This is a genomic window from Nitrosomonas sp. (assembly GCF_022842015.1).
Taxonomy (GTDB): Bacteria; Pseudomonadota; Gammaproteobacteria; order Burkholderiales; family Nitrosomonadaceae; genus Nitrosomonas.
In genome coordinates, this window is the sequence record NZ_JALHQJ010000028.1 from 15,659 (window position 1) to 39,168 (window position 23,510).

Here is a 23,510-nt window from a genome sequence, read left to right on the forward strand (position 1 = left end):
GTTTCAGCTTATACCGGCAATCGGATTGTCACGGTACAACCGCTACCGACCTTGGTTTCGATATCGATATCTCCACCATGAAGTACGATAAGCTTCTTTGCAATCATGAGACCTAGACCGCTTCCAGGGAAAATTTTTGCATTTGATGCCCGGAAAAACGATTGAAACAGGAATGGTTGATCCTTTTTCGGAATACCCATGCCATGATCCACGAGCTTTAAGAAAAAAGTATCATCCTGAAAGCTCACGCTTAGGTTAGGCGCTGGTTTTCCTTCTGAATATTTAAACGCATTTGATACAATATTGCGTAAAGCATTTCGTAACAGAATTTCATCCATATCGATCATTCGATCGGATGCATTAAACCGGTAATCGAGTCTTCTCTGTTGTCCATTGGGTTCTACATTGGCTGCAACAAAAGCATCCATGAATTGTTTGAACGAAAGATTCTTTTTCGATAATTCTATTTTGCCTTCGTCAATTCGTCCGATATCTAAAATATTCTCCATTAGCTCGGTCATGCGAGTGGTTTCCTCAGCCATGATAGCCTTATGTTTCTGGAACAGATCAATAAAGGCAGCGCTAAGCTGGGCTGATTCCATTTTTAGATCCAGCAAATCAATGCTGGAGCGAATAGTGGCAAGCGGCGTGCGGAATTGGTGTGAGGCAAGGTTAACAAATTGCGTTTTAAATCGATTGAGTTCGCGCTCTTTTTCCATCGCTTTTTGCAACCGTTGCTCTGCCATTTTTATCAGCGTGATGTCATTTTCTACTGCGACATAATTAATCAATTTTCCTTGGTCATCATATACTGCGGCGATATTTAGATAGAGCCAGATTTTTTCGCCACTTTTGGTGTAATTGAGGATTTCGCCGGAGAATGTGCCCGTGTTTCTCAACGACCGGGCGATTTCCTGGATGGTTGTGCTGGAGGTCTCAGGCCCTTGGAGAAAAGCTGCCGGATCAATCCCAATCACTTCCTCAGTGCTATATCCCAGAATTTTTTCAAAACTATGATTGATCCAAATAATTTTTCTCTCAGGATCAGTAATCATGACAATACCGTTGGTTTTTTCAGCGACATAGGCCATGCGCTGTAGCTCCAATTCATTCTTTTTTCTGGCAGTGATATTTTGTAACACGCCATACAAGCCGATAATGTCTCCACCCGGATCGAGCATAGGATAGAGTGTCGTAGTGTGCCATTTAACTCTGCCATCCTGTATTTTCACCAGGAATTCCCCACTTTGCTCTTCCTTATGCGTTGTGACCTGGGTGATCAAAGCCAGCATTTTTTCTTTTTCAGATTCGGAATAGTAAGTGCCTCCAAGTAAATGAGAACACTCAAAATCTTTTCCGACTTCATAAAATTGATAAAGATATTCCGACCAGATTGTGAAATTTGTGGAGAACGTGTAACACCAGTCGCCTATTTCCGCAGCTTTACTGAGCAGGTGCAATCTTTTTTGCTGAAATTCAAACGAATCGAAAGATTTCAGGTTAAAGTCGGATCTGGAATTCATGGCTTAGAAAGCAACTCAAGTTGGTTAATCATCAGGGTAGCGGAATGAATATCTGATACTGTCGGCAACGCAGTGCCAAAAATAACGTGCGCATGACTTACTCAGTCAGCAAGCCAGAGGTATCGGGTAAAAGATTACAATGATCAGCAGGATTTGGCAAAAAAAGTTTGTCAGAATCAGGGTGGGGATGTATAGGTAACGTATTGTAATACAGGTGGTTGTGCTGCAATGCAGATAGTATTAATAGCTTGTTAAACTGTAATTGCTTGAAGCGAATTCTTTTTCGCACTTATATTGCGTTCGGTGTTGAAGGATCAGTATCCGCTGGATTACTCAATGGAGGATTGACATGATTAACTCCGTAAAAAATACGATTTGCCTTTGGTATGACGGCGATGCTGAGGAAGCGGCGCGGCTTTACGCCAATGCCTTCCCCGATCCGGCTGTCACCGCAGTGTGCCGCGCCCCAGGAGATTTTCCATCGGGAAAGCAGGGGGACGTGCTGACCGTCTGGTTTACCGTCTTGGGGGTTCAATGTCTTGGGCTCAACGGCGGCCCTGCATTCAAGCACAGCGAAGCGTTTCATTTCAGGTTGCAACCGCTGACCAAGTCGAAACGGATCGTTATTGGAACGCGATCATGGGTAATGGTGGACAGGAGAGCGCTTGCAGTTGGTGTAAGGACAAATGGGGATTGTCTTGGCAAATCACGCCAATCGCGCTTACGTAAGCGATATCGGACTCCGATCCCGCTGCCGCCGAGCGTGCGTTTAATGCGATGATGCAGATGTCAAAGATCGACATCGCGGTGTGGCTTAGTTCAGGTGTTCTCTAACAAAGCAAAAAACTTCAATAGGACAGACATGCAGGATTCGTGATTCTGTACCTCGAGGTGTTTTATATTGGGATCAATATAGTTTGATCCCGATCAATATTCCACATAGCCGCAATTGGTATTCTGAGAATCGTTGAAACAAAAGGTTTGATTATCAATTATCCATTAAGGGTTCAATCATAAGGTCAGGTCGAGAAACAAGAAAATCATCGATGAATTAGGTATATATTTTGTTTTTTGAATTTGTGGTATGCGCATTGCCTACGCTGAATTCGTGATTCTGTACCTGACCCCGATTGTGTGTGACCTCGATTGTGCGATTGTGGAGTTCAACGTTGCGAAAAGTTATTTCATTTACAGGAGAAAGTCATGAAAAAAGAATCTCTTTCAAAAAATAGGTTAGGTAAATGTTTGCCCCGAACTGTTTGTCGTGCAGGTGTCTTTGTGCTCGGATTTTGTATCATTGCTGATGCAGCAGCTTTTTTTGAATATGCTTCAATTGACTTCACAAAGGATACTCCGTCGGATCTTGGTATTCCTGATGCTTATCCAGAGGGGCTCGTAACTACGCCTCAAGGAGTACCTTTTAACATCGGACCAGTAGGCGGTAATGCAATTTGGTGTCCAGGAGGATGCGCAGGTTTCGGCGTGAATGACACATACAGCATGACGGCACCTGTTGGTCTAAGCGGACTCCACACCGTTTATACTTTGATGAACACTGTGTGGGAGGCTCCAGGACAGACATTAACCAAGGTCGAATTTAAGTTTGAGGGAATTACTACTCCATATTTTGCCATGCTGACAGATGGTGACGATCTGCGTGACGGTTTGACTAGAAGCTCTATCAATGGAGTTAGCACGGTACCAGCGTTTCATATCCCTGTTGGAGTACACGGAGTTCCGTGGACTATTGATATGCAGGCCTTTTCCATTCCTGATTTTCTTTGGGATAACACACTGACCGATATAACTTTTATCACTGATCGCACAGTCTTTCAACACGGAATATTCTTATGGGGGATTACGGCATCGACACTGGATCACGTGACACCAGGTGCAATCTCTTTGGTTCCAGAACCCGAAACCTATGCCATGTTATTAGCTGGTCTAGGGTTGATCGGATTCATGGCACGTCGCAGAAAGGGAACGACCATTTATTCTATAACAGGAGAGGTATCGTGTTAATTCAAAGTACATGTTTAATAGAATACTCAAGTATTCATTCTGTAAAGCAGGGTTTCAGGAGACTTCGTACCAAAGCACTGATTTTGGGCGCCTCAATGATAATGATGATTAACATTGGAAACGCAATCGCTGCACCCACAGAATGGAAGGTTTCCGAGGGAGGTAATGGCCATCTATATGAAGTTATCGTCCAACCCTCATTAGTGACATGGGATCAAGCACAATCCATCGCATTGAGTAAAGGGGGATATCTCGCAACGCTTACTTCCAAGGCGGAAAATGACTTTGTATTTGCTTTGGCTGCACCCGATGTAATACCGCAGGCTTGGATTCCGTGTGGTGCTTTTTGCAGTGACACCTGGGGGCCATGGTTGGGTGGTTTTCAACGTGCCGATTCTCCTGAGCCTGCCGGGGGCTGGCAATGGGTCAACAAAGATGGCGATTTTTCATACACGAATTGGGCGCCATTTGAGCCAAATGACGCGGACCCATTGGGTGAGGCATGGCTTCATTTTTTTGATAACAGTTCGTCATGGAATGATATTAATCAGAACACTTATCAGCTGCCGTCCCTCGTCGTTGAAATTTCCAGTCCTATTCCTGAACCCATGACATATGCCTTATTCTTAGTGGGCTTGGGAATAATAACCTTACGTACACGGCGTATCAGTTAATATACAAACAAACGGTGTTTGGTTACGGATAAAGAATTAAGACCGATATTCAGTAGCACTGGAATGCAAGAGTGCGGTGTTGGTGTCCGACTTATGGAACAAGTGCCCAGCGAGCTTTACATGCTTGATGCTTCAGGGTGTGTGGTGTTCGGAGATCCGGGTTGCTATTCTCACTTTGGCTTCAAAGTCGAATCTTTGCTTATCCTGCCTGGTGTGCCGTCGGAGTATTTCCAGGCTATCGCGTTCGGCGGCGCAGCACCTTTTGGGACGGGATATCATACTTATGTACGAGTCTTTTGCAGTGCGGGCTTAACCATTTACTAAGCCAACTCAGTTCCGCTGTGCGGCTTAGTTCAGACAATATGTTTCCCTAGCAGCTTGAGATTTGATATCAATGAGCCGCATTGCCCTGAATAAAGCTGAGCAATGCGTCTTTCAGGCAATTACTTAGAACGCGCAGCTTGGTAGCCGACTCTGTTGCCGTTACTATCGCCATTCCGGAAAGAATTCCCGCGATTGTCGGCGCCGATGGCGCGACCGCGTTGTCCGTTACGGTTTCTGCCGGATTCACCCGTTGCGCCGAAGCCAGGGCGGCTGTCATGACCGGCGAAAGGTGAGCGTTTGCGTCTTTGCGTAACGTTAGGCGTCGTGCCTCTGGGGCCGTTGCCTGAAGAGCGTGGTTTGATGCGTGGCTCAAGACCGGGGATAACATGCGATGCAATGCGTTGCCCGGTATAGCGTTCAATTTTTGTCAGGTTCATGTTGTCTTTCACCGAGGCGAATGAGACTGCTATACCTGCAGCGCCTGCGCGGCCTGTGCGGCCAATACGATGGACATAATCTTCGGCGAATTTGGGTAAGTCAAAATTGATGACATGCGTGATATCGGCGACGTCGATACCGCGGGCAGCGACATCGGTTGCGACCAGCACGCGCAAGCCGCCGTTGCGCAGGCGGGTCAATGTGCGGTTACGCTCGCGCTGATTCATATCGCCATGCAGTGCAGCAGCGGCATAGCCTTGCGCATACAAGTTGTCTGCCAGGGAGTCGGCATCGCGCTTGGTGGCGGTGAAAACAATGGCTTGTTTCAATGTCTCGTCGCGCAATACATGATTGAGCAGGCGGTTTTTGTGCGACATGTCGTCAGCGTAATGTAACCGCTGTTCGATATTGTCGAGCTTGGATTTAGGCGATGATACTTGAATGCGTTTCGGTGTTTTTAATAATTTTGCGGCAACTCTGTCGATCGCGTTGTCCAGTGTGGCGGAGAACAGTAATGTTTGCCGGGTGGCCGGTGTGGCGGCTGCGATGGTTTCGACATCTTCAATGAAGCCCATGTCCAGCATGCGGTCGGCTTCGTCCAGTACCATCATTTGCAGGCGTTGGAAATCGATGCGTCCACGTTGAATATGATCAATCAATCGTCCGGGCGTGGCCACCAGAATATCAACCGGCTGTGACAACAATTTGTTCTGCAATGGATAGGGCATGCCACCCAGGATGCTCACCACGTTGATGCGCGGTAAATACTTGCCGTATTTTTTTGCAGCTTCTGATACTTGCAGTGCCAGTTCACGGGTCGGTGTCAGCACCAGAACGCGCGGTCCGCGGCTGCGGATTTGCGCCGGTGTTGCCAGCGCATGTAATGCCGGTAGCATGAATGCTGCGGTTTTGCCAGTTCCTGTTTGTGCAGAGGCCATAATATCGTGACCGGCAATTAATTCGGGTATGGCTTGTTGCTGAATCGGTGTTGGGGTGGTGTACCCCGCTTCTTGAATTGCTTTAAGTATTGAGGGGTTTAAATTTAATTCTTCAAAAGACACGTTATTTTCCTAAAAAATACAGACAATGAAACACACAAGCATCATAATTTGCATGCCGCGAATGTGAATTGTGCGAAACCTTGTCAGCGCGTTAAAAAGCATCGCCGCTAACCAAAGTTGTTGCACTTTTTCGGAAAAACTTGAAAAGTTGGAGAGGTCAGGAACGATGAAGCTATGCAAAGTTGATCAAAAAAACGCTGCTCAACTTTGAGCCGAGAAGTATACTGGATTCTGCCAGGCTCTGCAATTGTTTGTGCCAGGCTCTGCAATTGTTTGCGATAATGTTTTTTATTGAATGATGGCTTTGGCAAACTTTCGTTTTCCCACTTGTATCACAACAGATGTGCCACGCGTTATTTGGGTCGATTTGTCGGTCACTTTTTCGTTGTTCAATTTGACAGCGCCTTGTTCGATCATGCGCAGTGCTTCGCTGGTGCTGGCGGTTAATCCTGTCTGTTTTAATAATTGTACCAAAGGTATTTCGTTGCCCGATGCCTGGATTATTTTTTCCGGAATATTTTCGGGCAAAGCGCCGTGTTTAAACCGTGCTTCAAAGTCGGCCAGCGCATCCTCAGCACTGCCCCGGTTGTGGAAGCGGGTAACGATTTCCTGTGCCAGCATTACTTTGATATCGCGCGGATTGCGGCCCGCCTCAACTTCCTCGCGCCATTTTTGAATGGTTTGCAAAGATTCAAAGGACAGTAATTCCAGATAACGCCACATCAGTTGATCCGAAACTGACATTAACTTGCCGAAAATTTCGGCGGGACTTTCGGTGATGCCGACATAATTATTCAAAGATTTGGACATTTTGTTAACGCCGTCTAGTCCTTCAAGTAACGGCATGGTAAGAATGCATTGTTGCGGTTGTCCGAAATGTTTTTGTAGTTCTCGTCCCATTAATAAATTGAATTTTTGATCGGTTCCGCCCAATTCCAGATCTGCTTTGAGTGCGACAGAATCGAAACCCTGAATCAAGGGATATAAAAATTCATGAATGGCAATCGCTTGATTGTTACGGTAGCGTTTGTCGAAATCATCTCGTTCCAGCATTCGCGCAACGGTATGGGTTGCAGCCAGTTTAATCAGATCTGCGGCATCCATTTTGCCCATCCAGATCGAATTAAACACCACTTCAGTGTGATCCGGGTTTAGAATTTTAAAGACCTGCTCGGTATAGGATTGCGCATTTTCTGCAACTTGCTCCCGGGTGAGTGGCGGGCGGGTGCTGTTTTTCCCGCTGGGATCTCCAATCATGCCGGTGAAGTCGCCGATCAGAAACAAAATATGGTGCCCCATATCCTGTAGTTGGCGCAGCTTGTTCAGTAAGACCGTATGGCCAAGATGTAGATCCGGTGCTGTTGGATCGAACCCGGCTTTAACGCGCAAAGGCTGGCCAGAATTTAGCTTGGTTTCCATCTCGGCTTCGACCAATAGCTCTTGACTGCCGCGTTTGATGATTTCAAGTTGAGATTTTATTGAGTTGTTCACGTTGGAGATAAATTTGTAATTTTTATTGGTAAAATATTATTCCTAAATGCTTGCTTAGGTCATTTTTAGTCGTTTCTTAGTACACATTGACTATTTTCATGTTAGACTCGCGCCTGTCTTAGTTACATGACTGGAGGTACTTCATAGTGCTATATACGCCTATTAGCAGTAAACAAAGGATTCTAGCTCAAAAATCATCTAAACTAACAAAAAAATCAATTCGCTGGTTAGTGGCTCTATCCAGCATTCCACTATTTGGCATTGTCACTGCATTTGGAATCGCACCTAATTCTCCGTCATTTGGAGAAGTTCCCGTAGAAGAAATCGTTCTTGATCTTGATTTGTCCATTCCAGATGCGCTTGTCGAGGCGCAGTCCAATCAGTCCTTCTGGCGCCAGGAAAGTATTCGGCGCGGTGATACGATGGCCGCAATCTTGAACCGATTGGATGTCAGCAGCCAAGATTCTACCTATTTCCTTCAAGCGGCGCGCGATAGCCGTGCGATGCGGCAGCTTAGACCTGGTAAAACCGTTTATGCGCAAACAACTGCTGAAGGTGAATTGTTGTCGTTACGTTATTTCTTCGGTAATGAAGAGCTGTTTTTGATGGAAAAAACAGACGATGCATTCAAGATGACGGAACAGCCGATCGAAATGGATGCGCAGATTCACATGAAATCCGGCGTGATTAATAGTTCTTTGTTTGGCGCGACGGATAATGCCGGCATACCTAACAATATTGCCATGCAGCTGACTGAAATATTTGCATCAGAAATCGATTTTTATCGGGATTTACGTCAAGGAGACCGTTTTACCGTAGTTTATGAAACTTTTTCAAACAATGGTAGGCGTACTAGATCTGGACGAGTGCTGGCGGTTGAGTTTGTCAACAAAGGAAAATCTCATCAGGCGGTTTATTTCAAATCATACAATGGTTCAGATGGGTATTACACTCCCGAGGGTGAAAGTTTGCGCAAAGCATTCTTACTTTCTCCTCTTGCCTTTACACGCGTCAGTTCCGGCTTTACGAACAGGCGCTTTCATCCTGTACTTAAGCAGTGGCGTGCACATCGGGGTATTGATTATGCCGCTCCTACCGGCACTCCTGTAAAAGCCACGGCAAGTGGAATTGTTGCTTTTTCCGGCTCGCAACGTGGTTATGGCAATCTGGTTGTGCTCAAACATAACGGTAAATATGAAACGGCCTATGGTCACCTGTCCCGGTTTGCTTCCGGGTTAAGTAAAGGTAAGCGGGTAAACCAGGGAGACGTGATTGGTTATGTGGGCTCGACAGGTATGGCGACAGGACCGCATTTACATTATGAATTGCGTGTTGATGGCGTGCAGCGTGATCCTACTAAAGTTGTGTTGCCAACTGCAATACCGATAGCAAAACGCGATTTAAATACATTCAAGAATGAGGCACAAGCTTTGCTGGCTCGTTTAAGCATCATGCGCGATATTCATCTCGCTGCGATAGAGTGATCTGCTGGATCTTATCGATTGACGGTTTGTTTTTGCGAACAAATCGTCAATTTATCAATTAAAATTACCTCCCACTGCACTCAATATACTCGAATAGTTGAAGTCCATTTACTACATAGGAATGATGTCGGGCACCAGTCTGGATGGTGTGGACGTCGTGTTGGTGGATCTGCGGGAAACAACGCCGTTATTATTAGGAACTTTCTATAGTCCATATAGCAATGATTTGCGTGAAGCACTGCTGTCGCTGCAACAATCGGGTTATGATGAACTCCATCGCGCGGCGATGCTTAGCAACCAGTTGTCATATCTATATGCGGAAGCAATTACAGGTTTACTGGAAAGTGCTGACGTTTTTCCACAGCAGATCGTTGCCATTGGATGTCATGGGCAAACGGTTAGGCATTGCCCTGAGACAGAGAAAAGCTATACGATTCAGCTTGTCAATGCGGCTTTGTTAGCTGAATTAACAGGAATCGCCGTAGTCGCTGATTTTAGAAGTCGTGATATTGCTGCAGGCGGACAAGGTGCGCCGCTGGTACCTGCGTTTCACGAAGCTGTCTTTAAGAGTCCAAACTGCCATCGCGTAATCGTTAATATTGGTGGTATAGCTAATATCACAAATCTTGAGCCTGGTCATTTTGTCACGGGATTTGATTGCGGGCCAGGTAATATATTAATGGATACTTGGTGCTTGCAGCATACCGAAAGAACTTATGATCATGGTGGGCAGTGGGCAGCAACTGGTCAGGTCGTTCCTGCTTTACTGAAAGCCTTATCGTCAGATCCCTTTTTTGCTCAAAAGCCACCTAAAAGTACAGGCAGGGATTTGTTTAATCTCCATTGGTTGGAAAAGAAGCTGCAGGGCAGAGAATCGCCAGAAGATGTTCAGGCAACGTTGTTGCAATTAACTGTCGTGTCAATTGCCGAATCCATCCATGCTCATTGTTTGGGCGCGGAGGAAGTTTATGTTTGTGGAGGAGGAGGACATAATTCTTTGCTGATGAGTCGGCTTACTGAGGTAATACGCGGGGGAAAAGTGGCACTGACTGATCAATTAGGTATTGCGATCGATTGGGTAGAAGCTTTCGCATTTGCTTGGTTGGCACATCAGGCTATTTTGCGTAAAACAGGTAACCTGACAGCAGTGACTGGTGCGAAAGGAAGCAGAATTTTGGGGGTGGTTTACCCTGCGTGAAGTTTCTAATGTAGATACGTGTTATACCGAAAATGATGATCCACAACCGCAAGTGCTGGTGGCGCCAGGGTTTTTAATGATGAACTGAGCGCCTTGTATATTTTCTTGATAATCGATTTCAGCACCGATTAGATACTGAAAACTCATAGGATCAACCAGCAGTTTGACACCATTTCTTTCCATCACCGTATCATCTTCATTGATCAATTCGTCAAAAGTGAAGCCGTACTGAAAGCCAGAGCAGCCGCCGCCACTGATAAAAACTCTAAGATTAAGATGGTTGTTGCCTTCTTCCTCTATGAGTTGCTTAACTTTCGAGGCTGCGTTCTCAGTAAAAGTAAGGGGGGTATTCAGTTCAGTGTTCATATTAATTTCTTTAAGCTGTCAAATTATGGATTGATGGCAAATACTATACAGTATATAAATCAGGGCGCATCATTTTCAGTAGTAGTTGTTTGCTGATCGGTTGCTGGAGCTAATGTTATCATTTTCTCTGATTGCTGCGTACCCTCTATATCTCGCTTGTGCTTATGAATCATTTTTCCAGCAACAGAAGCGCCGAGCCGGATTTCTAAAGAACCATAATGGACATCGCCGAAAACTTCGGCTTTTTCTTGTAATTCCAGATATCCTTGCGCGTCAATGGGGCCGGTTACAGTGCCGTTAATGACGACATTAGTGGCTTTTATATTACCTTTGATACTGCCTTCATTGCTGAGTACCAGTGTGCTGTTCTCGTCATCGGTTGCAAAGATGTTTCCAGTAATATGTCCATCGATTCGGAGGCCGCCGGTGAAATGAATATCACCCGAAATTTTCGTGTTTGCGCCAATCAAAGTATCAATATGATGATGCAGTTGGTTTTTCTTCTTTCTACCGAACATCTTTTCTCTCCTTCACAATGTCGGTTGTATAGTTTCAGATAGTATGGCTTTATTGTTACCATTTCTAAAGATTTCTACCTGAATATTCTCTACGATGGAATTCGGCGGTACTTTAAAAAGTTCTTCCATTCTATGGAAGAACTTAAAGATAACAGGAAAATCTAGTTGCTGATTTTTTTTTGTGAGTGGTATTACTTTACTCTGATCATTTTGTGTCAGCTTCACTGTGAATCTTAAGTTTCCCTTAAAATCATTCGGTCTTTCTCCACCTTGAATTAATGTCAGTGCATAGCGGTACTCGCCAGGTGTTTGTGTTTCTTTTAAACTAAATTGATAAATTGAAATACCACTTTTTGTATTGCTGGCGATCAGATGCTGGAAAAATTCCAGCTGTTCTTTTAATTGATCGTTTTCGCCAGCAAGGGACTTGATTTCTTCAGTAAGATTCTGATTGGCTGTGCTGCTGATTTGTAATTGCTGAGCTAAATCACCAATCTGGGCGCATAATTTTTGTTTCTTGGTTTGCCTGCATATTCCAGGATCAAATAAGTATGCTAGTTTCTCTTCAATGGTATCTTCTTGCGTGTTGATCGATTGTCTGCCCATTTCGTACATAAACCAAGAAAGTAGCAGCAGTAATGAGCAGACAATCATAATGCTTATCAGACGTGATTGCCAAGATGAGCGTGGGCGTACCACGACACGCGGGGATAGAATTTTGGGTTTTCTCTGGAAAAACTTATACACCGGGTGCTCTACAGAATTCGACTCAATTTATCTGAATGTGATGCGGGAGAATTGTTGTTCTCAAGGTAATAGTGGCACCTGATTAATTCCCAGCGTTTCATGCAAGCCAAACATGATATTCATGTTTTGTATGGCTTGCCCTGCTGCGCCTTTAACCAAATTATCGGTTACCGATAGTACCACAACTGTATCACTATTTTGCGGTTGATGTACGGCGATGCGGCAAATATTCGAACCACGTACAGAACGAGTTTCCGGGTGTTTCCCAGCAGGCAGTACATCAACAAAAATCTCGTTGTGGTAACGTTTCTCGTACAAGGCTTGCAAGTCGATTCGCCGGGTTAGTTTGGCGTACAGCGTAGCATGGATGCCGCGGATCATCGGTACTAGATGTGGAACAAATGTTAGGTTAACTGGTTTTTGAGCGATATTGGAAAGACCTTGTTTTATCTCGGGCAAATGTCGGTGCCCCGGCACGCCATAAGCCTTGAAATTATCAGATGCCTCGGCGTGCAAGGTATGTACTTCTGCTTTGCGTCCCGCACCGGAAACGCCTGATTTGACATCGGCGATGAGGTGATTGATATCTATGACACCGGCTTCTATCAGCGGCAAGAAACCAAGTTGTACAGCGGTTGGGTAGCAGCCGGGATTGGCTATAAGGCGCGCATTTTTTACCAGCTCACGGTTAATTTCTGGTAGGCCATATACCGCTTCAGCAACCAAAGCAGGGCAGGCATGTTGCATGCTGTACCATTTTTCCCATTCAGTAACATTCTTGATACGGAAGTCTGCCGCTAGGTCGATCACTCTAACGTCTGCCTTCAATAAGGATTCTGCTTGTTGCATGGCAATGCCATTAGGCGTAGCAAAAAATACTACATCGCATTTGTTGAGTTTTGCATCCGCCGGATCACTGAATTTAAGATCGATATGCCCTCGCAGGTTGGTAAATAAATCGGCGACATTTATGCCAGCTTCATTCCGTGAGGTAATCGCTTTGATTTTCACTTTAGGGTGTAGTGTCAGTAACCGCAGTAATTCCACGCCGGTGTATCCTGTTCCACCAACTATACCGACATTAATCATTGTGACTCCTGTTATGTTTTGAGTAGACAATTTTGCTTTTTAACAAAATACAAACAAAAAAGCCGCTCAATCGTGGCGGCTTTTTTGAAATCCTAATACGAAAAAACTAACGTTTAGAGAATTGCTTGCGCCGCCGTGCCTTACGAAAGCCTACTTTCTTTCTCTCGACTTCACGTGCGTCACGGGTTACCAAACCTGCCTTGCTTAAAGTAGGTTTAAGCGTCGCATCGTAATCGATCAATGCACGGGTAATACCATGACGCACTGCGCCCGCTTGACCTGATTCTCCTCCACCATGAATATTGACCATAATATCAAATGAATTAGCATTATCAGTTAATTCCAGAGGCTGCCTAGCAATCATGCGGCCTGTTTTTCGGGAGAAATAATCATCAATCGGTTTATTATTAATGACAATTGCGCCTTTTCCCGGTTTGATAAAAACGCGTGCTACAGCACTTTTGCGTCGTCCGGTACCGTAATTATATTGAGTGGCCATAGATTAAGCTCTAACTTCAAGCGGTTTGGGTTGTTGAGCAGCATGCGGGTGAGTTTCTCCAGCATAAACTTTAAGTTTCTTTATCATTGCATATCCCAAGGGGCCTTTCGGCAGCATTCCTTTGACCGCTTTTTCAAGTGGGCGCGCTGGAAAGCGTGCGTGCATTTTGTTCAGAGGGGTTGCATAAATACCACCTGGGTAACCGGTATGGCGATAGTAAATTTTATCTTCCAGTTTGTTACCGGTAACTCGCATTTTGTCAATATTGACAACGATAATGTAATCGCCGGTGTCAACATGCGGCGTATAGATCGGTTTATGTTTGCCACGTAAGCGATGAGCAATCTGCGAAGCAAGGCGTCCCAGTACTTTATTGGTTGCGTCAATAACGAACCAGTCATGATTTACTTCGTGTGGTTTGGCCGAAAATGTTTTCACAAAAAACTTGTCCTGCATATTCAAAAAGAGGCGGGAATTCTAAGTCAGTCATCGACAAAAGTCAAATTTGGAAAGCTTTATTTTTACCGCGTCGCCATATTCTTGCTACGACCAAAAGTGGCAGGCCGCGTTTACTCAAGAATAGTGGATTTTGCGCTAATCGCCGCTATAATCATACCTAGAAGAGAGATGACATTTGAATGAATAATTTTGAGTGAATTTCTGATCGCCTAAATGAGTAAGCAGCATTTTCCTACTATTTATTAAAAATATGCCGAGAGATACGCTTTGAGAGAGAAATCTGAAACCAGTATGCACGTTGAATCAGCGCCTTCCAATTTTATTCGTACTATCATAGAAGAAGATAACCGCTCCGGCAAATGGCATGGGCGCGTAGAGACACGCTTCCCGCCCGAACCCAACGGCTACTTGCACATTGGTCATGCCAAGAGCATTTGTTTGAATTTTGGTATTGCCCGTGATTATGGCGGCCTGTGTCACTTGCGCTTTGACGACACAAATCCAGAAAAGGAAGCTCAGGAGTATGTCGACTCAATTTGTGACAGTGTTTCCTGGTTGGGTTTTGATTGGGGGCGGCATCTCTATTATTCTTCGGATTATTTCAATCAGTTATATGAATTCGCCGAGTATTTGATCAATCGTGGAAAAGCTTATGTAGAAAGTCTTTCCGCTGATGAGATTCGCGAGTTGCGTGGCACATTGACGAATCCGGGTAGAAACAGCCCTTTTCGTGACCGCCCGATCGCGGAGAGTCTGGATTTGTTTCGACGGATGAAGGCCGGGGAATTTTCGGATGGCCAGTATGTGTTGAGAGCGAAAATCGATATGGCATCGCCCAACATCAATATGCGCGATCCGGTGATTTATCGCATTCGTCACGTACATCATCAACGCACTGGCAATCAATGGTGTATTTATCCGATGTATGACTATACGCACTGCGTTTCCGACGCACTTGAAAGAATTACCCATTCATTGTGTACACTCGAATTTGAAGACCACCGGCCGCTCTATGACTGGGTGTTGGGTCAGCTAACTGATAAAGTGCCGTGTCATCCTCAGCAGATCGAATTTGCTCGCCTCAATTTGACCTATACAGTGATGAGCAAGCGCAAATTGATTGAACTGGTGGAAAGTAAGTTGGTTGACGGTTGGGATGATCCTCGGTTAAGCACATTGGCCGGAGTGCGTCGTCGCGGATTTACGCCATGCGCTATTCGCTTGTTTGCTGAGCGTATTGGTGTCAGCAAGGCTGATTCCTGGATTGACATGGGCGTGCTGGAGGACTGTTTGCGCGAAGATCTGAATGAAAACGCGCCGCGTCGTATTGCCATCCTTAAGCCAGTCAGGCTGATTATTGATAATTACCCGGAGGATCAGCAAGAAGATTGTTTTGCGCCGAATCATCCGCAGAAACCGGAATGGGGGAAACGTACTATCCCTTTTTCTAAGATTTTGTATATTGAGCGTGATGATTTCATGGAAGTGCCGACCAAGGGCTATTTTCGCCTTGCACCTGGTGCCGAAGTACGATTACGCTATGCTTTTATCGTCAAGTGCGTACAAGTGGATAAAAATGCACAGGGTGATATCGAAACCATTCATTGCACCTATGATCCTGACACTAAAAGTGGAACTCCTGGCGCAGAAAGTCGCAAAGTTAAAGGCAACATCCACTGGTTATCAATAAAACACGCACAGGCGGCAGAGATACGGCTTTATGATCGTTTGTTTACCGATCCATACCCTGATAGTGGCGACAAGGATTATAAAGCTTCATTGAATTCAAACTCGAAGCAAATCATTGCAGCGTATGTCGAGCCTTCGTTGTGTGAGGCGAAACCTGAACAAAACTTTCAGTTCGAGCGTAATGGCTATTTCATTGCTGATCGAGTCGATATGAAGCCCGATAAGCCGGTGTTTAACCGTGCTGTGACTCTTCGCGATTCGTGGGGAAAGTTGGCTGGTGCGTGACTATTTTGCTGCATGAATACTACAAGTCAATAAATTAATCTGGGCATATGGGTACTCGATCCTTTTAGTATCGATATTAATTGCGACTGACTAAAATTTATTTTTCCATTCGCGCAATACCGCGAAAATATCTACTGAGTTTTGTAATAGCTGCTGAGAATAATTTTGCACACTGTTAATAATCGGTTGATGTTCACAGCGCAGGAATGGATTAATTGTTTTTTCGAGTGCAAGCGTTGTCGGAATTGTTGGCATATTTTTGTGACGTAATGCTTCGGCAGTAATTGCAAATTTGTACAGTTTCTTATTTTTCGGATCAACAGCTTTGGCAAATTCTATATTTCCCAAAGTGTATTCATGAGCGCAGTAAATCAAGGTGGCGTCAGGTAACTGAGAGATTTTTTGTAGTGTTTGATAGAGTTGTGCTGCAGATCCTTCGAATATTCTTCCGCAGCCGCAAGAAAAAAGTGTATCACCGCAGAAGATCATATCCCATGGATCTGACCCATAATAGGCAATATGCCCCCGAGTGTGTCCAGGCGTATCTAACACCGTGAGATTAAGTGATATGTCCGGTAGGTTTACGATATCATTTTGTTGCACAGGATTTGTTATGGCGGTGATCAATTCATTGCTTGGCCCGTATACGGGAATATCAAACCGCTGAATTAATCCCGCGATGCCCCCGGTATGATCGTTATGGTGATGAGTAATAAGAATCGCACAGAGTTGCAGTTTATTTAATTGCAAATATTCAATTACCGGGGTCGTGATACCAGGATCAATAACAACTGCATAATTTTGATTATGGACTACCCATATGTAATTATCTTTAAACGCATGTACCGAATGTATATTAAGCATGAAAACTCCATTTAAAGAAGTTGGCGCGATGAAAAGTGTTAATTGATGTCAGTAAATAGTGTAAATTCTGATATCGAGTAAGTGTTACGGTTCATGATGATTGCGCAAAATATCCAGCAATGGTTTGAGTCCTCTCTTGGTCAATATTTGATTGAACATGAGCGCCGCTATTTTGATCAGGTCGTGGCGAATATCTTTGGTTACAACGCAACGCAGATAGGTTGGCCGCAGTTTGATTTTTTACGTTTGAATCGAATGCCTTTACGTTTCTCTATAGGGCTTGAACATGAGATTTCGTTACGAGCTCAGCCAGGTTTTCTTCCAATTCAGACAAACAGCATGGATCTTGTTATTCTGCCACATACGCTTGAGTTTAATGCAAATCCTCATCAGATTTTAAGAGAAGTTCATCGAACTCTAATACCCGAAGGCCATCTTGTTATTTCAGGTTTTAATCCCTTCAGTCTATGGGGGAGTTGCCATCATTTAAAATCAATGCAAGGAGAATTTCCGTGGAATGGAGATTTTATTGCACTATCACGACTTAAAGATTGGTTGAAATTGTTGGATTTTGAAATGGCTGGTGGCCGACTTTGTTGCTATGTGCCACCATTTAAACAAGAAAAATGGCGCCGACGGTTTAGTTTTATGGAGGCAGCAGGGGATCGCTGGTGGCCAATTTCGGGGGGTGTATATTTCTTGCATGCCATTAAACACACGCATGGGATGCGAATTATCAAACCTAACTGGAAAAATAGTTTAGAGGCCAAGAAAAAAATGGTACCGATTGCTCGGGAAATCATCAAAGCCTCTAAGGAAGAGCGATCATCAAGCAATCCAAAGCAGATTGACGATTTAAATAAATCATGATCGAAAATGATTTTAAAGTTGTTGAGATATATACGGATGGTGCTTGCAAAGGAAACCCAGGTATTGGAGGGTGGGGAGCTTTGCTGCGATACGGCGATCATGAACGGGAAATTTTTGGAGGAGAGAAATTTACCACCAATAATCGTATGGAGCTACTCGCTGCAATCCGCGCTTTAGAATCCTTAAAGCGTTCTTGTCAAGTACATTTACATACCGATTCACAATATCTGCAAAAAGGTATCAGCGAATGGCTTGATTCATGGAAGGCGCGCAATTGGCGCACCGCGGGTAAAAAGCCGGTTAAAAACGAGGATCTCTGGAAGCTGTTGGATCAATTAACCCAACAGCATAAGATCGAATGGTGTTGGGTGCGAGGGCATTCCGGGCATATTGATAACGAGCGCGCTGATCAACTGGCTAACCAAGGTGTTGAAATGATAATTGCTGAAGAACTGCAAAAATGCTAGGGGCAGGGATATGCGTCAAATTGTGCTAGATACTGAAACGACAGGCCTGGAATACAAGTTGGGGCATCGCATTGTTGAGATCGCGGCCGTTGAGTTATGTAATAGGCAATTTACTGGCAGTCATTTCCACTACTATCTTAATCCAGGACGAGAGAGTGATGAAGGTGCTTTGCAAGTTCATGGTTTAACAATGGGCTTTCTTCAAGATAAACCAAAATTTCATGAGGTTTCCAAGGAATTCTTGAGTTTTATTAGTGAAGCTGAGCTAATTATCCATAATGCTCCGTTTGATGTTGGGTTTATCAATCATGAGTTAGGTTTAAGCAATTTAAAAACACTTGATAGCTATTGCCCGTTAATAATGGATACGCTAAAACTAGCAAAGGAGCTTCATCCTGGTAAGCGCAATAACCTTGATGCTTTGTGTGAACGATATAATATTGACAATTCAAAACGTAAGCTGCATGGTGCATTACTAGACGCTGAATTGCTGGCGGAGGTTTATCTTGCGATGACTCGTGGGCAAGAAAGCTTGCTGATTGAATTGGAATATGTTGAAGCTGTGCAGCATTCGCTGACGGATCTGGACAGTTCTAATTTAAGAGTTATTGCGGCGACCGCTGAAGAAAATGCGCAACATCGCGAGATACTAGAAGAAATTGCACGAGCAAGTAACAATAAGTGCTTGTGGAATAATCTTGAAACAACAGATGCACTTGATGAGGAATTAAGTAGAGTGAACAATTAATGAGCTATTGTGATTATTTTCCTGGTAAGTGATTACATGTCAAGAGGTACAAAACCATTTCAGCAATACTGAAAATTTGACTCTGGTCATTTACGTATAAGGGTCCAGAGCTCTATCACTTAAAATGCACTAGTAATCTCAGAAAATTTGAGAATTTCTTCACATAAGCTTGTTTACAATGGCGAGTGAGCAACTTCAGGTTAAGAAAGCAAAGTTAGTATGAAGCATAAACTATTAGCGCATTGCATTTATTCTTTGATGATGTCTGCCACCATGACTGGGTGTGTATCTGCAATTGTTACGGTCGTTAATCTTGGCTTTTCCGGTGCCTTTATCGAACCCTGGCTTTATTCGTGGAGTATTGCATTTCCAGTGGGTTTTGTTTTGCTGCTATTCGTGTCGCCGTACTTTAAACGCATTGTGGAAGCATTCATATATTAATGATTAACGTAGAGCAAACAATAGAAAAAACATGTTTGTCAGCGGGATTATTATTTTAAGTTACTCCATAAGGTTTTTTCTAATGTCTATGCAATCCATTAATCCGGCCACAGGCCAAATCATACAATCGTTTCCAACTTGGCGGGCCGATGAAATTGATGTGGTGCTGAGCCAAGTGGAATTTGCGCAGACCGGATGGGCGGAGCTTGGTTTTGCGCAACGATCGAGTTTGATGCGCAATCTTGCACAGCTCTTCCGTCAGCGTAGCGAGGAATATGCCAATCTGATTACCGAAGAAATGGGTAAATTGCTCAAGGAAGCTAAGGCGGAGATAGAAAAATGCGCGCTAGGTTGTGAGCATTACGCTAATCAAGCTGAATCCTATCTATGCGACGAGATCATTGCCTCCGATGCCAGCCGCAGTTTGGTGGTTTACCAGCCCTTGGGTACTGTGCTTTGCATCATGCCGTGGAATTTTCCATTTTGGCAATTGATCCGCGCTGCGGCACCGGCGATGATGGCAGGTAATGTCGTAGTGCTTAAACATGCATCAAATGTACCGCGCTGTGCACTGGCGCTGGAAGATGCATTTCGTCAAGCCGGTTTTCCGGAACATGCCTTCCGCACGTTGATGATTAGCTCGGAACAAGTACAAAGAGTCATTGCCGACCGACGCATTGCTGCCGTTACCTTGACGGGCAGTAGCGCTGCAGGACGCAAAGTCGCAGCAATTGCTGGACAGCACTTGAAAAAGTGCGTACTCGAATTAGGCGGTTCAGATCCCTTTATTGTGCTGGATGATGCTGATATCGAATCAACTGCCAAGCAAGCCCTTGTGGCGCGTTTGCAAAATATGGGGCAGAGTTGCATTGCCGCCAAGCGTTTTATTCTCATCGATACGATTGCCGATGTTTTTGTCGCGCAATTGAAAATGCTTTTCAGCCAGCTACAAATTGGCGATCCAAAAAGTGAAATTACCAGTATTGCGCCGATGGCGCGTGAAGACTTGCGCGCCGAGCTGCATGCACAAGTTAAACGAAGTCTGACATCCGGTGCTAAGCTTGTATTCGGCGGCAATGTTATCGGTGTGCAAGGCGCATACTACGCGCCGACAATACTGGATTACGTGCAGCCTGGCATGGCGGCGTTTGATGAAGAATTGTTTGGTCCGGTCGCGGCAATCGTACGCGTGAAGAATGCGGAGGAAGCGATCGAATTAGCCAATCGGACGCAATTTGGTCTTGGCGGCAGCGTATGGACGCGCGATACGACACGCGGTGAAGCGCTGGCGCGGCAGATTCATGCCGGCTCTACTTTCGTCAACGGTATCGTAAAAAGCGATTCGCGCCTACCATTTGGAGGTATTAAGGAATCCGGTTACGGACGGGAATTGTCGTATCACGGCATTCGCGAATTTGTGAATATTAAAACGCTGTGGATCAAGTGACAGTTACTGCTGAACGATTACAATCCAGTATGTAATCCCGGTATGCCAATGCGTTGGATATAAATAGCATTATTGCTTTCTTCGTAAGCGAGTAATTTACCCTCTTTATGCCAGAGGCGAAATGCCAGTGAATAAGATAGTACTCGGATCGGATAATCGCGCGGCAGGGTTTGCAGATAGGGCTGTATCGTGGTGAAATCGGTCGCGCCATATTGTTGCATGATAAAACGTAAACCTCCGTTAGCGGGTCCGATGTTGTAGGCCAACAATCCCAGAAAGAGATCGCCTTTCATTTCAGCCAAGTAATGTTTAAATGTGGCTGCGGCGACAAAAGCATTATGACGAGAATCCTCCAAAGCGATTTTTTCTGAGCCAAGCCGTTTGCGTGCCTGCGCCATAACTGCTTCCGGGACGCGGGTGATTTGGAACAATCCTTTACCACCGTCGCTGCTGTCTCGCGGGATGAAAGATGATTCTGTTGCTGCAATGCCGTGTAGTAGATTGACATCCATATTAAAAGAACGGGCGGCATCTTCGATCGCCTGTCGATATTCCTGTGAGCGATTAACCATTTTTTGCAGCTGCGTGACATCATGCCGCCGGTAAGCTGCGTAGACCTGATGCGCGATCGTCACGCGTCCAGCCTCTTCTTTGCCGCCTACCAAGGTGCGGAAATTACCATAAGCTAGTGTGAATTGATCGTGTGTGACAAGCCAGGTAATCAGCAACGCCATTGTCAAGGATAATGCCGGAGCCAGAAGTTCCGAATGCAGTTGCAACCATTTTCTCAGCCTCCACCAGCCAACCAGAAATAGGCTTACGGCTAATATCAAACCCAGTACGCCGGTAGCAAACGGTAGCAAGTTGATAAAAAAACGGGTGCCTGAGAACCGACTGGCGGAATAACCGAGGAGCATGATAATGGCGCAAAATGCTGCAATGCCCAAACCAAAAGTTTCAATGCCAGTCAGCAATATTTTCCGCCGGAGCCCGCTGGGCTGAATTCTTCTGGCTCGTTTCCTCGGCTTATTGGTAGCATTGGCATTGCGCACAACATTAGTGCGTTTGCTTCTTTGCTTCGGCTTGATGTCATCGGCTTCGGGATTGTTAGGGGGATTTGTTTTATCCATTGAAATAAGATCTAAGCGATTGGGTCAATGGTGATTAACCGATGATGTATTTTATGCATATTTAATTTTGCTAATGGTTTTACTGAGCGAAGAATAAGGGTTTCCCCGGTATCCGGTATTGTCTTGGTTACGTTAAGGTGCGTTCCTGTCATTTTACTTTGAGTTATTACGATCAGGAACATGAGCGAGGAAAAAATGCATAATGCAGGAGAAAATAGAAACACAAGAGTATATGCGGCAATTCGAGTTCTGTTGATTGTTTTGTTGAGCATCGGCAATGTGCATGCCGCTAGCCTGCCAAATTTGCTTAAACAGAACGGTCTGGAACTGGGCGGTTGGATCAACGGTGGCGCGACTTATAATGCTAACAATCCTTCCGATGGCTTCAATGGGGCGGTTACTTTTGCTGATCGCGCCAATCGGTTTCAGTTGAATCAGCTTAATATATTTTTACAACGTAATGTCGAATCGGAAGGCACAAAGTGGGACCTCGGTGGTCGTTTCGATTTTCTGTTTGGTACTGACGCTATTTATACGCAGGCGTTTGGCATCTCCGCATTCGATGAGAACACCGGCGAACCCTCGAACCGGGGAAACTGGGATCTTAATTTGTGCTGCAATTCGACGCGCACTTACGGAATTGCTTTGCCGCAAGCCTATTTGGAAGCTTATGTGCCAATGGGCCGTGGTCTCAACATCAAAGTTGGACATTTTTATACACCGTTGGGCTATGAAACCGTTCCTGCACCAGATAACTTTTTTTATACTCGCGGGTACATTCTGAACAGCGGCGAACCATTCACGCATACCGGATTGCTAGGTACTCACACCATCAATCAGAATTGGCAAATTCAAGGCGGTGCAACTACGGGTAGCGCAACTGGTGGTTGGGATGGGGGGTTTGATAAGCAACTCAATAGCTGGGGCGGAATAGCCAATATCATGTGGAGCAGTGACGACAGAAGAACTGCGGGACAACTTGGCGGTACCTATGGGCAAACAGCGGTCAATGAGCCTTGGATGATGTATAGCGTCGTCCTGCAACATCGACTCACGCCGAAAGCCCATATGGTATTGCATCATACTCATGGTTGGGCTAGCAATATCAATCTGCCCGGAGGAATTCAGAATGCAGCATGGTATAGCATTAATACACATATGACCTACGATCTTTTACGTGACTTGTCGGTCGGCATTCGCGTGGAACGCTTTCACGATCGCAACGGTTGGCGGGTTTTTTCGCCTTACCGTATATTGTCCGCGTTAAATAACAAAGGCGTCAGTTATGCAGGTAACATTCCTTTCGTCAGCGCACCTGCGGACTATTACGCAGTTACATTGGGCATGAACTGGAAGCCGATAAAGCGGTGGAGTAGAGGTTGGTCGCCTATCCGCAATATCAATATTCGGAAAAACTGATATGTGCTGTCAAAAATGGAGTCCATGTGTTTAAGCAGCGATTAGATTTGCATAGTATTGCTGCGTAAATTGTGCTGGTGACAAATAGCCCAGCCTTTTTTGTTTTCTCTGCCGGTTATAGAATATTTCTATATATTCGGTAATCTCCTGAATGGCTTGTTGTCGTGTTTTGAATCTTCTATGCTGCACCAGCTCGGTTTTAAGTATCCCCCAGAAGCTTTCCATCGGTGCATTATCATAGCAATCACCCTTACGAC

At 45.0% G+C, this 23,510-nt stretch carries 24 protein-coding genes and 1 pseudogene; 13 read left to right on the plus strand and 12 right to left on the minus strand.

Annotated features, from left to right (window positions below):
- Window positions 1-8: 8 nt before the first annotated feature.
- A complete protein-coding gene (locus Q0C11_RS06925; RefSeq protein WP_293006833.1) occupies window positions 9-1,523 on the minus strand; it encodes a PAS domain S-box protein in 1,515 nt (504 codons plus the stop codon).
- 349 nt (window positions 1,524-1,872) lie between these two features.
- Between Q0C11_RS06925 and Q0C11_RS06930 the strand changes: the two are divergent.
- The 4 genes and pseudogenes from Q0C11_RS06930 to Q0C11_RS06945 all read left to right on the plus strand — a co-directional run bounded on the left by Q0C11_RS06930 (window position 1,873) and on the right by Q0C11_RS06945 (window position 4,543).
- Window positions 1,873-2,252, plus strand: a pseudogene (locus Q0C11_RS06930) (VOC family protein).
- Between the two features lie 549 nt (window positions 2,253-2,801).
- Window positions 2,802-3,545, plus strand: coding sequence for a PEP-CTERM sorting domain-containing protein (locus tag Q0C11_RS06935; RefSeq protein WP_293006834.1), 744 nt, complete (start codon window positions 2,802-2,804; stop codon window positions 3,543-3,545).
- A gap of 101 nt (window positions 3,546-3,646) precedes the next feature.
- On the plus strand, window positions 3,647-4,219 hold the full coding sequence (locus tag Q0C11_RS06940) for a PEP-CTERM sorting domain-containing protein (protein ID WP_293006835.1): 573 nt from the start codon (window positions 3,647-3,649) through the stop codon (window positions 4,217-4,219).
- A gap of 18 nt (window positions 4,220-4,237) precedes the next feature.
- Window positions 4,238-4,543 carry a hypothetical protein gene (locus Q0C11_RS06945; protein ID WP_293006836.1) on the plus strand — a complete coding sequence of 102 codons (306 nt, stop codon included), beginning with the start codon at window positions 4,238-4,240 and terminating at the stop codon, window positions 4,541-4,543.
- A gap of 119 nt (window positions 4,544-4,662) precedes the next feature.
- Here Q0C11_RS06945 and Q0C11_RS06950 read toward each other — a convergent pair whose 3' ends face one another.
- Together Q0C11_RS06950 and tyrS are read right to left on the minus strand one after the other, a co-directional pair.
- Window positions 4,663-6,042, minus strand: a complete 1,380-nt coding sequence (locus Q0C11_RS06950; RefSeq protein ID WP_293006837.1) for a DEAD/DEAH box helicase — start codon at window positions 6,040-6,042, stop codon at window positions 4,663-4,665.
- A 288-nt stretch (window positions 6,043-6,330) separates the two neighbouring features.
- Window positions 6,331-7,533 carry a tyrosine--tRNA ligase gene (gene tyrS / locus Q0C11_RS06955; RefSeq protein ID WP_293006838.1) on the minus strand — a complete coding sequence of 401 codons (1,203 nt, stop codon included), beginning with the start codon at window positions 7,531-7,533 and terminating at the stop codon, window positions 6,331-6,333.
- 146 nt (window positions 7,534-7,679) lie between these two features.
- Here tyrS and Q0C11_RS06960 point away from each other — a divergent pair, with 146 nt between their 5' ends.
- Together Q0C11_RS06960 and Q0C11_RS06965 are read left to right on the plus strand one after the other, a co-directional pair.
- Entirely contained in the window at window positions 7,680-9,017 is a 1,338-nt protein-coding gene (locus Q0C11_RS06960) for a peptidoglycan DD-metalloendopeptidase family protein (RefSeq protein ID WP_293006839.1), read from the plus strand.
- 97 nt (window positions 9,018-9,114) lie between these two features.
- Entirely contained in the window at window positions 9,115-10,215 is a 1,101-nt protein-coding gene (locus Q0C11_RS06965; protein WP_293006840.1) for an anhydro-N-acetylmuramic acid kinase, read from the plus strand.
- A gap of 21 nt (window positions 10,216-10,236) precedes the next feature.
- Here the strand turns inward: Q0C11_RS06965 and erpA are convergent, their stop codons facing one another.
- From erpA to rplM, 6 genes are all read right to left on the minus strand, one after another.
- Window positions 10,237-10,587, minus strand: a complete 351-nt coding sequence (erpA, locus tag Q0C11_RS06970) for an iron-sulfur cluster insertion protein ErpA (protein WP_292920050.1) — start codon at window positions 10,585-10,587, stop codon at window positions 10,237-10,239.
- 53 nt (window positions 10,588-10,640) lie between these two features.
- Window positions 10,641-11,099 (minus strand): polymer-forming cytoskeletal protein, encoded by a 459-nt coding sequence (locus Q0C11_RS06975; RefSeq protein WP_293006841.1) that lies wholly within the window; start codon window positions 11,097-11,099, stop codon window positions 10,641-10,643.
- A gap of 12 nt (window positions 11,100-11,111) precedes the next feature.
- Window positions 11,112-11,714, minus strand: a complete 603-nt coding sequence (locus Q0C11_RS06980; protein ID WP_293006842.1) for a DUF6776 family protein — start codon at window positions 11,712-11,714, stop codon at window positions 11,112-11,114.
- 192 nt (window positions 11,715-11,906) lie between these two features.
- Window positions 11,907-12,935, minus strand: a complete 1,029-nt coding sequence (argC, locus tag Q0C11_RS06985) for an N-acetyl-gamma-glutamyl-phosphate reductase (RefSeq protein WP_293006843.1) — start codon at window positions 12,933-12,935, stop codon at window positions 11,907-11,909.
- Window positions 12,936-13,041: 106 nt separating this feature from the next.
- Window positions 13,042-13,434, minus strand: coding sequence for a 30S ribosomal protein S9 (gene rpsI / locus Q0C11_RS06990; RefSeq protein ID WP_293006844.1), 393 nt, complete (start codon window positions 13,432-13,434; stop codon window positions 13,042-13,044).
- 3 nt (window positions 13,435-13,437) lie between these two features.
- Window positions 13,438-13,872 (minus strand): 50S ribosomal protein L13, encoded by a 435-nt coding sequence (gene rplM, locus Q0C11_RS06995; RefSeq protein WP_292919887.1) that lies wholly within the window; start codon window positions 13,870-13,872, stop codon window positions 13,438-13,440.
- 312 nt (window positions 13,873-14,184) lie between these two features.
- Here rplM and Q0C11_RS07000 point away from each other — a divergent pair, with 312 nt between their 5' ends.
- A complete protein-coding gene (locus Q0C11_RS07000) occupies window positions 14,185-15,867 on the plus strand; it encodes a glutamine--tRNA ligase/YqeY domain fusion protein (RefSeq protein ID WP_293006845.1) in 1,683 nt (560 codons plus the stop codon).
- Between the two features lie 90 nt (window positions 15,868-15,957).
- Here the strand turns inward: Q0C11_RS07000 and gloB are convergent, their stop codons facing one another.
- On the minus strand, window positions 15,958-16,731 hold the full coding sequence (gloB, locus tag Q0C11_RS07005; protein WP_293006846.1) for a hydroxyacylglutathione hydrolase: 774 nt from the start codon (window positions 16,729-16,731) through the stop codon (window positions 15,958-15,960).
- Window positions 16,732-16,824: 93 nt separating this feature from the next.
- Between gloB and Q0C11_RS07010 the strand changes: the two genes are divergently transcribed.
- From Q0C11_RS07010 to Q0C11_RS07030, 5 genes are all read left to right on the plus strand, one after another.
- A complete protein-coding gene (locus Q0C11_RS07010) occupies window positions 16,825-17,601 on the plus strand; it encodes a class I SAM-dependent methyltransferase (protein ID WP_293006847.1) in 777 nt (258 codons plus the stop codon).
- Window positions 17,598-18,068, plus strand: coding sequence for a ribonuclease HI (gene rnhA, locus Q0C11_RS07015; RefSeq protein WP_293006848.1), 471 nt, complete (start codon window positions 17,598-17,600; stop codon window positions 18,066-18,068). The genes Q0C11_RS07010 and rnhA overlap by 4 nt, the downstream gene beginning before the upstream one ends.
- A gap of 10 nt (window positions 18,069-18,078) precedes the next feature.
- Complete coding sequence (dnaQ, locus tag Q0C11_RS07020; RefSeq protein ID WP_293006849.1) at window positions 18,079-18,816, plus strand: DNA polymerase III subunit epsilon; 738 nt, start codon at window positions 18,079-18,081, stop codon at window positions 18,814-18,816.
- A gap of 219 nt (window positions 18,817-19,035) precedes the next feature.
- Window positions 19,036-19,257, plus strand: a complete 222-nt coding sequence (locus tag Q0C11_RS07025; protein WP_293006850.1) for a DUF2798 domain-containing protein — start codon at window positions 19,036-19,038, stop codon at window positions 19,255-19,257.
- Window positions 19,258-19,339: 82 nt separating this feature from the next.
- Window positions 19,340-20,704, plus strand: coding sequence for an NAD-dependent succinate-semialdehyde dehydrogenase (locus Q0C11_RS07030; RefSeq protein ID WP_293006851.1), 1,365 nt, complete (start codon window positions 19,340-19,342; stop codon window positions 20,702-20,704).
- Window positions 20,705-20,721: 17 nt separating this feature from the next.
- On the opposite strand, the gene Q0C11_RS07035 is transcribed toward Q0C11_RS07030, so the two are convergent.
- Window positions 20,722-21,834, minus strand: coding sequence for a lytic transglycosylase domain-containing protein (locus Q0C11_RS07035; RefSeq protein ID WP_293006852.1), 1,113 nt, complete (start codon window positions 21,832-21,834; stop codon window positions 20,722-20,724).
- 180 nt (window positions 21,835-22,014) lie between these two features.
- On the opposite strand from Q0C11_RS07035, the gene Q0C11_RS07040 reads away from it, so the two are divergent.
- The gene (locus Q0C11_RS07040) at window positions 22,015-23,253 is read left to right on the plus strand and encodes a porin (RefSeq protein ID WP_293006853.1); all 1,239 of its coding nucleotides are present in this window, start codon (window positions 22,015-22,017) and stop codon (window positions 23,251-23,253) included.
- A 30-nt stretch (window positions 23,254-23,283) separates the two neighbouring features.
- Here Q0C11_RS07040 and Q0C11_RS07045 read toward each other — a convergent pair.
- Window positions 23,284-23,510 (minus strand): IS3 family transposase (locus Q0C11_RS07045; protein WP_293006854.1); only part of this gene is annotated, 227 nt, incomplete at its 5' end.